We start from the raw sequence: 13,737 nt of genomic DNA on the forward strand, positions 1-13,737 counted from the left end.
TAACTAGCCTGACGATAACCTACTTTCACACTGGTTGCAGCACTATCATCGGCGCAGAGTCTTTTCACGGTCCTGTTCGGGATGGGAAGGGGTGGTACAGACTTGCTATGGTCATCAGGCATAACTTGTACGAGTGCCGCTTGCATAACGCATGCGTCACTCTGAATCCGGAAGAAGCAGTTTTCGTAATCTGTTGTCTCAACAAACAGCTGAACCCTTGCGTTGGCAATGACTGCCAAGGTTATAGGGACAAGCCGTACGGGCAATTAGTATCAGTTAGCTTAATGCATTACTGCACTTCCACACCTGACCTATCAACGTCCTGGTCTCGAACGACCCTTCAAGGAGCTCAAGGCTCCGGGAAATCTCATCTCAAGGCGAGTTTCCCGCTTAGATGCTTTCAGCGGTTATCTCTTCCGAACTTAGCTACCCGGCAATGCCACTGGCGTGACAACCGGTACACCAGAGGTTCGTCCACTCCGGTCCTCTCGTACTAGGAGCAGCCCCCTTCAAATTTCCAACGCCCACGGCAGATAGGGACCAAACTGTCTCACGACGTTTTAAACCCAGCTCACGTACCACTTTAAATGGCGAACAGCCATACCCTTGGGACCGGCTACAGCCCCAGGATGTGATGAGCCGACATCGAGGTGCCAAACTCCCCCGTCGATATGAACTCTTGGGAGGAATCAGCCTGTTATCCCCAGAGTACCTTTTATCCGTTGAGCGATGGCCCTTCCATACAGAACCACCGGATCACTATGTCCTACTTTCGTACCTGCTCGACTTGTCGGTCTCGCAGTTAAGCACGCTTATGCCATTGCACTATTAGCACGATGTCCGACCGTACCTAGCGTACCTTCGAACTCCTCCGTTACACTTTAGGAGGAGACCGCCCCAGTCAAACTGCCTACCATGCACTGTCCCCGACCCGGATCACGGGCCAAGGTTAGAACCTCAAACGAACCAGGGTGGTATTTCAAGGTTGGCTCCACGAGAACTGGCGTCCCCGCTTCAAAGCCTCCCACCTATCCTACACAGATTGGTTCAAAGTCCAATGCAAAGCTACAGTAAAGGTTCATGGGGTCTTTCCGTCTAGCCGCGGGTAGATTGCATCATCACAAACATTTCAACTTCGCTGAGTCTCGGGAGGAGACAGTGTGGCCATCGTTACGCCATTCGTGCAGGTCGGAACTTACCCGACAAGGAATTTCGCTACCTTAGGACCGTTATAGTTACGGCCGCCGTTTACTGGGACTTCAATCAAGAGCTTGCACCCCATCATTTAATCTTCCAGCACCGGGCAGGCGTCACACCCTATACGTCCACTTTCGTGTTTGCAGAGTGCTGTGTTTTTATTAAACAGTCGCAGCCACCAGTTTATTGCAACCCTTTCACCCTCATGGAGTAAACCATTCAAGCTACCGGGGCGTACCTTATCCCGAAGTTACGGTACCAATTTGCCGAGTTCCTTCTCCCGAGTTCTCTCAAGCGCCTTAGAATACTCATCTCGCCCACCTGTGTCGGTTTGCGGTACGGTCTCGTATGACTGAAGCTTAGAGGCTTTTCTTGGAACCACTTCCGATTGCTTCGTGTCACAAGGACACACGTCTCAACCCCTTGAATTACGCGCCCGGATTTGCCTAAGCGCCTTCTATGAGTCAAGAACCAACTATTCCAACAGTTGGACAACCTTCCGCGATCCGTCCCCCCATCGCATCATACGACGGTGCAGGAATATTAACCTGCTTCCCATCAGCTACGCATCTCTGCCTCGCCTTAGGGGCCGACTCACCCTGCTCCGATGAACGTTGAACAGGAAACCTTGGGCTTTCGGCGAGAGGGCTTTTCACCCTCTTTATCGCTACTCATGTCAGCATTCGCACTTCCGATACCTCCAGCATCCTTTACAAGACACCTTCTCAGGCTTACGGAACGCTCTCCTACCATATGGATCAAAGTATAAATACTAAGAAACATATCCGCAGCTTCGGTGACTGGCTTAGCCCCGTTACATCTTCCGCGCAGGACGACTCGATCAGTGAGCTATTACGCTTTCTTTAAATGATGGCTGCTTCTAAGCCAACATCCTGACTGTTTTAGCCTTCCCACTTCGTTTTCCACTTAGCCAATCTTTGGGACCTTAGCTGGCGGTCTGGGTTGTTTCCCTCTTGACGCCGGACGTTAGCACCCGACGTCTGTCTCCCAAGCTCGCACTCATCGGTATTCGGAGTTTGCAATGGTTTGGTAAGTCGCAATGACCCCCTAGCCATAACAGTGCTCTACCCCCGATGGTGATACTTGAGGCACTACCTAAATAGTTTTCGGAGAGAACCAGCTATTTCCAGGTTTGTTTAGCCTTTCACCCCTACCCACAGCTCATCCCCTAATTTTTCAACATTAGTGGGTTCGGACCTCCAGGGCGTGTTACCGCACCTTCATCCTGGCCATGGGTAGATCACCTGGTTTCGGGTCTACACCCAGCGACTGTCGCCCTGTTCGGACTCGATTTCTCTACGGCTCCCCTATCCGGTTAACCTCGCCACTGAATGTAAGTCGCTGACCCATTATACAAAAGGTACGCCGTCACCCCACGAAGAGGCTCCGACTGTTTGTATGCACACGGTTTCAGGATCTATTTCACTCCCCTCCCGGGGTTCTTTTCGCCTTTCCCTCACGGTACTGGTTCACTATCGGTCGATTACGAGTATTTAGCCTTGGAGGATGGTCCCCCCATCTTCAGACAGGATTTCTCGTGTCCCGCCCTACTTGTCGTACGCTTAGTACCACCGTTCGAATTTCGTGTAAGGGGCTATCACCCTCTATGGCCAGCATTTCCAGGCTGTTCCACTATTCGATCGACTATCACGTACAAGGCTCATCCCATTTCGCTCGCCACTACTTTGGGAATCTCGGTTGATTTCTTTTCCTGCAGCTACTTAGATGTTTCAGTTCGCCGCGTTCGCTTTGCATACCTATGTATTCAGTATGCAATGACCTAAAAGGCCGGGTTTCCCCATTCGGAAATCTGCGGATCAAAGTGTGTTTGCTCACTCCCCGCAGCTTATCGCAAGCTACTACGTCCTTCATCGCCTGTAATCGCCAAGGCATCCACCATGTGCACTTATTCACTTGTCCCTATAACGTTGGCCCCTGCATGAGTATCAGGGAGCGTCATAGCAACAAGGATTCAGCTTACTTTGTTTGTTGATACATACAGATTTTCTACCCTAAGTGTGCATCTGACTTTCGCCAGCTACACGCTTAAAGAAAACTTTACTTCTTCCAGATTGTTAAAGAACGAGAACTACACTTATCTAAAGCTTGTGCCTTACATAAATGCAGTGAACAGAGAGTTGGTGGAGGATGACGGGATCGAACCGACGACCCCCTGCTTGCAAAGCAGGTGCTCTCCCAGCTGAGCTAATCCCCCATTTTGGTAACTGGTGGGTCTGGTTGGATTCGAACCAACGACCCCCGCGTTATCAACACGGTGCTCTAACCGACTGAGCTACAGACCCGAACTGTTCTCGTTTAACTTTATAACAGCCGATAAGCGTGGGCGCTTGATGATGGAGCGTTAGCTCCCGTGCCACTCTAGAAAGGAGGTGATCCAGCCGCACCTTCCGATACGGCTACCTTGTTACGACTTCACCCCAGTCACGAATCCTACCGTGGTAAGCGCCCTCCTTGCGGTTAAGCTACCTACTTCTGGTAAAACCCGCTCCCATGGTGTGACGGGCGGTGTGTACAAGACCCGGGAACGTATTCACCGCGGCATGCTGATCCGCGATTACTAGCGATTCCAACTTCACGCAGTCGAGTTGCAGACTGCGATCCGGACTACGATACACTTTCTGGGATTAGCTCCCCCTCGCGGGTTGGCGGCCCTCTGTATGTACCATTGTATGACGTGTGAAGCCCTACCCATAAGGGCCATGAGGACTTGACGTCATCCCCACCTTCCTCCGGTTTGTCACCGGCAGTCTCATTAGAGTGCCCTTTCGTAGCAACTAATGACAAGGGTTGCGCTCGTTGCGGGACTTAACCCAACATCTCACGACACGAGCTGACGACAGCCATGCAGCACCTGTGTTCAGGCTCCCTTTCGGGCACCCTCCAATCTCTCGGAGGTTCCTGACATGTCAAGGGTAGGTAAGGTTTTTCGCGTTGCATCGAATTAATCCACATCATCCACCGCTTGTGCGGGTCCCCGTCAATTCCTTTGAGTTTTAATCTTGCGACCGTACTCCCCAGGCGGTCTACTTCACGCGTTAGCTGCGTTACCAAGTCAATTAAGACCCGACAACTAGTAGACATCGTTTAGGGCGTGGACTACCAGGGTATCTAATCCTGTTTGCTCCCCACGCTTTCGTGCATGAGCGTCAATCTTGACCCAGGGGGCTGCCTTCGCCATCGGTGTTCCTCCACATCTCTACGCATTTCACTGCTACACGTGGAATTCTACCCCCCTCTGCCAGATTCAAGCCTTGCAGTCTCCATCGCAATTCCCAGGTTAAGCCCGGGGCTTTCACGACAGACTTACAAAACCGCCTGCGCACGCTTTACGCCCAGTAATTCCGATTAACGCTTGCACCCTACGTATTACCGCGGCTGCTGGCACGTAGTTAGCCGGTGCTTATTCTTCAGGTACCGTCATTAGCCCAGGATATTAGCCTGAGCCGTTTCTTCCCTGACAAAAGAGCTTTACAACCCGAAGGCCTTCTTCACTCACGCGGCATTGCTGGATCAGGCTTGCGCCCATTGTCCAAAATTCCCCACTGCTGCCTCCCGTAGGAGTCTGGGCCGTGTCTCAGTCCCAGTGTGGCTGGTCGTCCTCTCAGACCAGCTACTGATCGTCGCCTTGGTGAGCCTTTACCTCACCAACTAGCTAATCAGATATCGGCCGCTCCAGGAGCATGAGGCCCGAAGGTCCCCCACTTTCATCCTTGGATCGTATGCGGTATTAGCGTAACTTTCGCTACGTTATCCCCCACTCTTGGGTACGTTCCGATATATTACTCACCCGTTCGCCACTCGCCGCCAGGTTGCCCCGCGCTGCCGTTCGACTTGCATGTGTAAAGCATGCCGCCAGCGTTCAATCTGAGCCAGGATCAAACTCTTCAGTTTAATCTCTGTTTTTGCTACTTTCGTAGCAGATCGCTCACTCAAAATACTGACCGTTACTCATTGCTGAGCAACGTATTTCTTTTGTGTGAACATTTGATAATTTAAGCATTCAGCAGCCACTTACGCGGCTGCTGGCACTTCATCAAACGCCCACACTTATCGACTGTTGATTGTTAAAGAGCTGTATTCGGTACTGCCTTGCTGCGCTTGCGAATCGTTTTGTTCGTCAGCAGCAGAGAAGCGAGATTATGCAGTGTTTCGCGATGTTCGTCAACTTCTTTTTTCGCTTCGCGGCGTCGATTTCCTCTGGATTTCGACCGTGCCGTGAAGCGGACGCGCAGTATAGCAACCGCCCCGCAACCTTGCAAGCTCAGCCGCAATCAAATTGCCGGCGCCGCGGCATGCTGTTTCAGCCACGCCAGCGCACGCGGTGCCGCACTCAATATGGAGATATGACCATCTTCGGGCTGCAGCCACGACACGGCCGAAGGACAGTGACGCGCCAGCCATTCGGCATGCGACGTCGGCACCATCCGGTCCTGCCCGCCGTGCAGCAGGAGCACCGGCCGCGCAATACGCGCGCAATCAAAACCCCACGGCGAGACATACGCGACGTCGTCATCGATCAGGCCGTCGGACCCGGCCGCCAGCGCCGGCCCGACGACACGATCGAACCACGACCACGGTCCCGCCAACGCATTCCAGTCGGCCGCGATGAACGATTCCCGATCGAATTCCGGGGACGCGGCTTCGTACGCGACCTTCTCCGCCCTGCCCGCCCGCGCGGCGCGCAGGCCCGCGATGCCGGACGGCCGCATCCCGGCGAACCAGTCGAATCCCGCGGCGTCGAAGGGCGCCAGCCCGGCGATGCTGACGGCAGCCAGAACGCGGTCCGGCAACAGCGCGGCACAGCCAAGCGCGTGCGGACCGCCGCCCGAGTGGCCGACAACAGCGAATCGGCCGATGCCGAGCCGGTCGGCGATCCGCGCGACGTCGTGGGCAGCCGACGCGACATCGCGCCCCGGTCGCGGCGTCGAGCCGCCATAGCCAGGGCGGTCGTAGCCGATCCAGCGCAGCCCCAGACTGGCGGCGTCGGCAAACAGCGGCTCGGGCGGCAGACCGATGTTCGGCGTCCCGTGCAGCCAGAAAACCGCCGGGCGGCCACTCTCCTGCGCGTAAACGTGCAGCGTGCGCCCGTCATCCAGTGCCAGGTCTGTTTCCGTCATCTCGACTCCTACGGTTGTGCGCCGACCGGCTGCCGCCGCAACTGCTCCGCATCCTTCAACGGCGGCGCGCCGAACAGGCGGCGGTACTCGCGGCTGAACTGCGACGGGCTTTCATAGCCCACCTCGTAGGCGACACTGGCCGCCTCGACGTCGCCGCTCATCAGCAACTTGCGCGCCTCGAGCAGCCGCACCTGCTTCTGGTACTGCAAAGGACTCATCACGGTGGCGGCCTTGAAGCGGCGGTGCAGTACCGAGGGACTCATGTGCACCGTGCGCGCCAGCGCGTCGATGCTGAGCGGTTCGTTGTAGTGCGTGCGTATCCATTGTATGGCCTCGCCCACCGCGCGCTCGCGCTGGCCGCCGACGACGCCCCGGCTCAGCGTCGCCCCGCCCGGCGCCGTTACGAGGCGATAAATCAGCTCCTGCTTGAGCAGGCGGCCCAGCACGGGCAGGTCGCGCGGCCGGTCGAGCAGACGGAGAAGCCGCACGAACACGTCCAACATCGCATCGTCCGCACGTTCGACCGTGATCGCGGGCGGGTCGGCGTCCGCCAGCTGCAGCTGCAGTTGCATCTCCAGCACGAACGCCGCCACCTCCTTCGGATCGATGTCGACGCGGATGCCGTAGTACGGCGCCGCATCGGTTGCGCGTATGACCTGGCCGGACACGGGCATCGCCACGCCCGCCTGCACATAACACCCGGGGCCGTAGCGCAGCACCTGCGAGCCGACCAGCATCTCCTTCTCGCCCTGCACGAGCAGGCAGACGGACGGCGTCAGGATGCCGCGCCCGGCGGGCGTCGGCGCCGGCCGGCGTATGAGCCAGAGCCAGGGCAGACCCGTCGCCAGGTCGAGGTTGCCCGCGTCCGCGCCGCGCATCGCCTGCCCGACGAGGTCCAGGAGCCGGGTTTCAGAGTGCTGTGTCATGACCCATGATGGCTTTCGGTTCGAGATAGGTCTCCAGGCCGAAGACACCGAACTCGCGTCCCAGGCCGGACTGCTTGAAGCCGCCGAACGGGGCTTCCGGTGCATCATACAATCCATTCACGAACACGCGCCCTGCCTGAATGCCGGCCGCCACGCGGTTCGCGCGCGCCAGGTCCGCGCCGAACACGTACGCGTGCAAGCCATAGGGCGTATCGTTGGCGATGGCGATCGCCTCGTCGTCGCCGCGGTACGGGATGATGGACAGGACGGGCCCGAAGATCTCGTCGCGGGCGATCGTCATGTCGTTGCGGACGTCGCCGAACACGGTCGGCCGCACGAAATAGCCCCGTTCCAGCCGGTCCGGACGCCCAGGCCCGCCCGCCAGCAGGGTCGCGCCCTCCTCGATCCCCTTGCGGATATAGTCCTGCACGCGCTCGCACTGCCTGCGCGTGACCATCGGCCCCACGTTCACACGCGGGTCGTTCGTCGGACCGACGACCAGGTCCGCGAACGCGCGCACCGCCAGTGCATGCGCCTCGGCGACGCGGCTCGCAGGCACCAGCAGCCGCGTGCCCGCGATGCACGCCTGGCCGCTGTTCATCACGGCGGCCAGCGCCGCCAGCGGCATCGCCTTCGCGAAGTCGGCATCGTCGAGCAGGACGGTCGGCGATTTGCCGCCCAGTTCCAGCGTCACCCGTTTCATGGTGTCGACGGCGCCGCGCGCGATCGCCTTGCCGACGCTCGTGGACCCCGTGAACGAGATCTTGGCGATGTCGGGGTGGCGCGTGATCTCCGCGCCGACGACGTCGCCGCGGCCCGTGACGATATTGAAGACGCCCGCGGCAGTCCCGCACCGTGCATCACGCGGGTGATGAGCTCCGTCTGCGCGGCACTCAGTTCGCTGGGCTTGACGACGGCCGTGCTGCCGGCGGCGATCGCCATCGACAGCTTGGTCGCGATGAAACCGATGTTCGCATTCCACGGCGTGATCAGCCCGACGACGCCATGCGGCACCATCGTCACGCGCGCCCCGCCGACCTCGCGCTCGAAGGCATATTCACCCAGCAGGCGGCGCGCGATCACGAACGATGCGGCGGCGCGGCGCGCGGTCCCCGTCGCCATCGCCGTCGTGCCGCCGTATTCGGCGACCATGACGTCGACGATGTCCTGTTCGGCGGCGGCGACGGCGTCGTGCAGGCGCTGCAGCCAGTCCATGCGTTCTTCCCGCGTCGTGCGCGCCACCGCCGGCAACGCCGCCTTCGCCGCTGCGATCGCGCGCTGCGCGTCGACCTCGTCGGCCAGGATCACGGTCGTCGTTTCGCGCTCGGTGACCGGGTCGAGCAGGACGAGCGGCTCGCGCCCGTGCGGGGCAACGAACGCGCCGTTGATATAAATGGTATCGATGGTTTTCATGGCAGGACTCCTCGTGAACGATGGATTCATCATAGGAGTCCGGGCCCGCCCGGCGGTAGCAGGATACTGACGAAGGATTGCCCGATCCTGCCGATCTGGCGCGGATCAGGCAGTGCTGACCAGCGCCTCGAACGCCTGCGCCGCGCGGCTGCGATAGCGTTCGCGGTGGCGCAGCAGGAAGAAGTCGCGCGGCGGCAGGTCCACGCGCACCTTGGCGAGCAAACCCGCCGCGATGTACGGCGCCGCGACCAGTTCCGACAAGACGGCCACGAAGCCCGCGCTCATCACGGCCGCGCGCACGGCCTCGTTGGACGGCAGGGTCAGCGCGACCTGCAGCGCGGCCAGGTCGACGCCCTGCGCCGCCAGCATCTCTTCGAGCGCGGACCGTGTGCCCGATCCCGGCTCGCGCATGATCCAGCGGGCAGCCTGCAGGTCGGCGGCGGCGAGCCTGCGCTTGCGTACCCACGGATGGCCGGGCGCGACGACGATGGCCATGCGGTCCTGGCCGATGCGCTCCGCGACCAGCGCCGCATCGTCGATGCCGCCCTCCACGAGTCCGAGATCGGCCGCGCCCTCGCGCACCGCGTCCGCCACGGACTGCGTATTGCCGACGTCCAGCCGCACGTCGATCTGCGGATGCGTCTCGCGAAAGCGCACGAGCAGCGGCGGCAGCCAGTAGCTGGCGATCGTCTGGCTGGCCTGCAGCGCGAGTACACCGCGCGCCAGCCCGGCCAGTTCGACGAGCACGCGTTCGGCGCCGGCCGCGCGGGCCAGCGTGGCGCGCGCCTCCTCGAGGAAGATGCGGCCGGCGGCATTGACTTCGATGCGCCGCCCGACCCGGTCGAACAACGGCGTGCCGTAACGCTCTTCCAGCGCGCGCAGCGATGCGCTGACGGCGGACGGTGTCAGCGCGAGGACATTCGCCGCCTGCGTCAGATGCTGGCGTTCGGCGACGGCGACGAAGATGCGGAGCTGGTCGAGGGTCATCGTTCGATTGAAGTGAATGATCTGTGCGAAATTTTAAGATGGACCGAACGATCCTGTCGAGCCGATACTGCGGGCTCGAACCAGGAGAACACCATGAACGATAAAATCTTCACTCTCATTCCGGGGATCGCGCTGAGTGCCGCCGTCACGGGCGCCGCCGTCCTGCTGGAGCGCGGCGAGACCGCCCTCTTCGGCCGCGCATGGCTCGAAAGCCTCGTCCTGGCGATCCTGCTGGGGAGCCTGGTTCGCACCGTCGCGACCGTCCCCGCCGCGTGCGAAGCGGGCGTGCGCTTTTCCGCCAAGGTCGTCCTCGAACTGGCCGTGATGCTGCTCGGTGCATCCATCAGCGCCGGCGCGATCGCCGCGCACGGACTGCCGCTGCTGGGCGGGATCGCGCTGTCGGTCGTCCTCGCGATCGCATTCAGCTACACCGTCGGCCGGCTGCTGCGGCTGCCGCACGAGATGGCCGTGCTGGTCGCGTGCGGGAATTCGATCTGCGGGAACTCGGCCATCGCCGCCGTCGCGCCGGTCATCGATGCGCAGGGCAAGGACGTCGCGTCGTCGATCGCGTTCACGGCCGTGCTGGGCGTCGTCGTCGTGCTCGTGCTGCCGCTGCTCGACCGGGTCCTCGGGCTGACGCCCCTCCAGTACGGCATCTTCGCCGGCATGACCGTGTATGCCGTGCCGCAGGTGCTGGCCGCGGCGGCGCCCGTGTCGCAGGCGAGCCTGCACATCGGGACGCTGGTAAAACTGGTGCGGGTGCTGATGCTGGGACCCGTCGTGCTCGGGCTGGCGCTGTTCCGGCGCGACGGCGCGCGCCGCGGCGCGCTGCCGCTGGCGCACCTCGTCCCGTGGTTCATCGTCGGCTTTCTCGCGCTGATGACGCTACGGTCCGTCGATGCCCTGCCGGCCGTCGTACTCGAGCCGGCGCACGTGGCCTCGGGCTGGCTGACCAGCATGTCGATGGCGGCCCTCGGGCTCGGCGTCGACGCCCGCGCCATACTGCGCGCGGGCGGCAAGGTGACGGCGACCGTCGTCGTGTCGCTGGTCGGGCTGGGCGCGATCAGTTGGGGGCTGATTGCGCTGCTGGGGATCCGGTGACCGGATAGTACGGGCTTTCGAGCGGCCCGAGATAACTGGGCCGCAGCCCGCCCGCATCGATGACAAGGCGTTGCAGCACGAGACCCGGATCGAGCGCCCAGAACTTCACCGTGTGGCGGCCGGGGCGTGCGACACGATGCGTGGTGACGAACTGCGCGACGCCGTCCGAGACGATCTTGCTCCAGTGGCGTTCGGAACCGTCCGCATGGACGTTGACCACCTGCGGCGCCTCGTCGTCGATCGAGACGGCGTAGCGGAAGCCCGCGCCCGGCTGGAACTTGAGCGTCGGTCCGAGGACGGCCTGTAGTTTCAGCTCGCCGGCGGTGAACAGGTGCACCTCGTACTCGAGCCGCATGCCATCCGCGACCTTCAGCGCGTCCGCCGCGACCGGCAAAGTGGTCATGCCGGACAGCGTGCGGCCATAGCCGGGAATCCTCAGCCACTGCCGGCCGGATGGCGCCAGCGCGCGGGTGTAATGCTCCGCCTCGATCGCGACGACGCCCTGCGTTTCCACGTGACCCCGCACCGTATCGGGCGCCAGGCCGGCCGGTTTGTGCACGGGCACCTTGACCTCGACCTGCGCCTTGGCCGGACCGCTGATCGTCAGCGATGCCACCGTGGTGCCGGCGGGGACCGCGCTCCAGTCCACGTCGACGACGATGCGCTGCTCCTTGCTCACGCGGCCGGCCTTGTGACTCAGGCGGATCCACGGATGGCTCGCCGTGATGGCATAGTCGAACGGCTGGGCGCTCCGGTTGAACAGCTCCAGATGACGCGGCTGCTTTTCGAAGACGTCCAGCGGCGGCAAGACGAGCTGGCGGATCGGGAAGACGGGCCAGGCGATGGCATCGCCCTGCACCGCGACGCCCATCTGGTCGGACGGGTGAATGCCGTTCCGCGCCGCCAGCTGGCCGGGCGCGGGAACGCGCAGCTCCGACACGGCCGGCATCACGTCGCGGTAGGGCTGGTCCCAGTTGGTGTAGCCGAAACGCGTCTGCGACATCATGTGATTCCATTTGCCGCCGCTGATCTCGCGCTGGTATTGATTCGCGAGATCAGCGTCGCGCTGGAACAACTGGCGCACGCGCGCCGCCATGTCGTTCGTCGTCACGCGGCCCTGGCGTGCGTACAGGCGATTGAGGCCGGTCGACACGTACATGTCGAGCGCATTCGCGGACGCGCGCACGGGATACTCCACGAGCTGGAAGTAGGCGTCGCGCATGTTCGCGGGCAGCGTGCGGCCGACGCGCACCGCTTCGTCGGCGAGCGCGTTGTAGTCCGCGACGACGCGCTCCGCCTCATCGTAGTTGGTGAGGCTGTAGGTCTCGGGCTTCAGCTGTTCCGGATGGCGCCGCGCGTTGTAGCGCGTGTACTTGTCGACGATGGACGCGATGTCTTCCGCATGCGCCGCGCCGAATTCACGGGTGGCCCAGGCACGCAGGTACTCGGGCAGCCGCTCCGCCGGCCACGCTTGCGGGTTCCACGCATACGCCATGAAGAATTCGGTCGGCACCTCCATCGGCTTCAGGTCGCCCACGTTGACGACCCACAGCCGGTTCGCGCCGTACGCGTTCGCGAGGTTCATCTGCTCCCACACCTTGGCGATCTGGGTCACGTTCAACCATTTGTACGAGCGTGGACCGCCGACATAATCGAAATGGTAGTAAACGCCGGCGCCGCCGCTGCGCTTGCGTTCCTCGGCGGTAGGCAGGCGGCGGATATTGCCCCAGTTGTCGTCGCACCAGAGCAGCAGCATGTCGTCCGGGACGCGCATGCCCTTCTCGTAATAGTCCTGCACTTCCTTGTAGAGGGCCCACAACTGCGGCACCTTCTCCGGTTCCTGGCCGAGCTCCTTCCTGATGATCGCGCGCTGGTCGCGGACGATCTGCTGCAACAGGTCGACGTTGGCGTCTTCCGACATCGGCTCGTCGCCGTCGCCGCGCATCGCCATCGTGATCACCTTTTCGTAATCGCGCGTATTGCGCAGGCCCTGCGCCCAGAAGTCGCGCAGCACCTCGCCGTTGCGGTGGTAATCCCACGGCCCCTTGCCGTAGCGCTTCCACTCCTGCTGCGCCCTCATCATCGGTTCGTGGTGGGACGTGCCCATCACGATACCCATCGTGTCGGCGAGCTTGCCGTTTTCCTTGTCGTCGTCATAGAACGACGAGTACCACATGGCCGGCCACAGGTAATTGGCGCGCATGCGGAGCATCAGTTCGAACAGCTTTTCGTAGAACTTGTGATTGAAGCCGCCGAAGCGCTCCTTCGCCCAATTGGTCAGCACGGGCGCCTCGTCGTTGAGGAACAGGCCGCGGTACTGGACGGTCGGTTTTTCCATGATGCGCGTGTCGAGCGGCACGCTGAGCGAGCGGTGATGCACGACCGGCACGTCGGCCCACCAGTACCAGGGCGAGACGCCGATCTGTTCCGACAGGGTATAGATCCCGTAGATCGTGCCGCGCTTGTCGCTGCCGGCGATGACCAGGGCGCGCTGCACACCGGGCATCGGGTCCGCGACCGCCTGGATGACGAAGCCTTCCCACTGGCCGGCCAGCGCGCGCGTGTCGATCTTGCCCTGTTGCGCGAGGCGGTCGATCAGGCCATGGCGCCCGAGCGTGCCCACGATGATCACATCGCCCGACGCCGCCGGACGGTCGACCTGCCATTGCGGCGTCTTGCCCGTCACGCTGCCGATGTCGCGCTGCAGGTCGCGCGCCGCGCGCAGCACGCCGGGATACTCGTCCGTGCCGACGACGATGGGCGCGGCACGTCCGGCCTGGACCAGCGCCACCCCGGCCTTGCCCTCCGTGTCGACGAACCGCGCCGTGCCGATGGCGTGGACCTGGCCTGCGATCAGCAATCCCGCCACTGCCGTCACAAGGCGTCGCCATACATCCCTATTTGTACTTCGCTGCATGAACGTCTCCTCCGTTGAATGACCGACGGCCCCCGGA

Annotated in this window: 5 protein-coding genes, 2 tRNA genes, 3 rRNA genes and 1 pseudogene; 1 reads left to right on the top strand and 10 read right to left on the bottom strand. The window is 61.8% G+C overall.

All coding sequences use genetic code 11. The features are described 5' to 3' along the window. Positions 1 to 6 precede the first annotated feature (6 nt). The 9 genes and pseudogenes from rrf to ACL58G_RS00045 form a co-directional block, all read right to left on the bottom strand. Positions 7 to 119: ribosomal RNA gene (gene rrf / locus ACL58G_RS00005) — 5S ribosomal RNA — on the bottom strand. Positions 120 to 245: 126 nt separating this feature from the next. Beyond that, positions 246 to 3,138, bottom strand: a 23S ribosomal RNA gene (locus ACL58G_RS00010). A gap of 219 nt (positions 3,139 to 3,357) precedes the next feature. Continuing rightward, positions 3,358 to 3,433: transfer RNA gene (locus ACL58G_RS00015), tRNA-Ala, on the bottom strand. Positions 3,434 to 3,444: 11 nt separating this feature from the next. Next, positions 3,445 to 3,521, bottom strand: a tRNA-Ile gene (locus ACL58G_RS00020). An 80-nt stretch (positions 3,522 to 3,601) separates the two neighbouring features. Then, a 16S ribosomal RNA gene (locus ACL58G_RS00025) occupies positions 3,602 to 5,130 on the bottom strand. Together the 16S, 23S and 5S rRNA genes with 2 tRNA genes alongside form the textbook arrangement of a ribosomal RNA operon. A 380-nt stretch (positions 5,131 to 5,510) precedes the next feature. After that, the gene (locus ACL58G_RS00030) at positions 5,511 to 6,356 is read right to left on the bottom strand and encodes an alpha/beta fold hydrolase (RefSeq protein WP_413386560.1); all 846 of its coding nucleotides are present in this window, start codon (positions 6,354 to 6,356) and stop codon (positions 5,511 to 5,513) included. An 8-nt stretch (positions 6,357 to 6,364) separates the two neighbouring features. Beyond that, a complete protein-coding gene (locus ACL58G_RS00035) occupies positions 6,365 to 7,282 on the bottom strand; it encodes an AraC family transcriptional regulator N-terminal domain-containing protein (protein ID WP_440964550.1) in 918 nt (305 codons plus the stop codon). After that, positions 7,266 to 8,728: pseudogene (locus tag ACL58G_RS00040) on the bottom strand (aldehyde dehydrogenase family protein). Before ACL58G_RS00040 ends, ACL58G_RS00035 begins: the two are co-directional and overlap by 17 nt. A 72-nt stretch (positions 8,729 to 8,800) precedes the next feature. Further along, on the bottom strand, positions 8,801 to 9,682 hold the full coding sequence (locus tag ACL58G_RS00045) for a LysR substrate-binding domain-containing protein (protein WP_440964551.1): 882 nt from the start codon (positions 9,680 to 9,682) through the stop codon (positions 8,801 to 8,803). A gap of 93 nt (positions 9,683 to 9,775) precedes the next feature. On the opposite strand from ACL58G_RS00045, the gene ACL58G_RS00050 reads away from it, so the two are divergent. Beyond that, the gene (locus ACL58G_RS00050) at positions 9,776 to 10,783 is read left to right on the top strand and encodes a YeiH family protein (protein WP_440964552.1); all 1,008 of its coding nucleotides are present in this window, start codon (positions 9,776 to 9,778) and stop codon (positions 10,781 to 10,783) included. Here the strand turns inward: ACL58G_RS00050 and ACL58G_RS00055 are convergent. Further along, positions 10,746 to 13,661 (bottom strand): glycosyl hydrolase 115 family protein, encoded by a 2,916-nt coding sequence (locus ACL58G_RS00055; protein WP_440964553.1) that lies wholly within the window; start codon positions 13,659 to 13,661, stop codon positions 10,746 to 10,748. The two genes, ACL58G_RS00050 and ACL58G_RS00055, sit on opposite strands and share 38 nt — an antisense overlap. Positions 13,662 to 13,737: the final 76 nt, after the last annotated feature.

Origin of the sequence: Massilia sp. GER05, assembly GCF_052056005.1 — a bacterium.
Classification (GTDB): Bacteria; Pseudomonadota; Gammaproteobacteria; order Burkholderiales; family Burkholderiaceae_D; genus Telluria; species Telluria orientalis.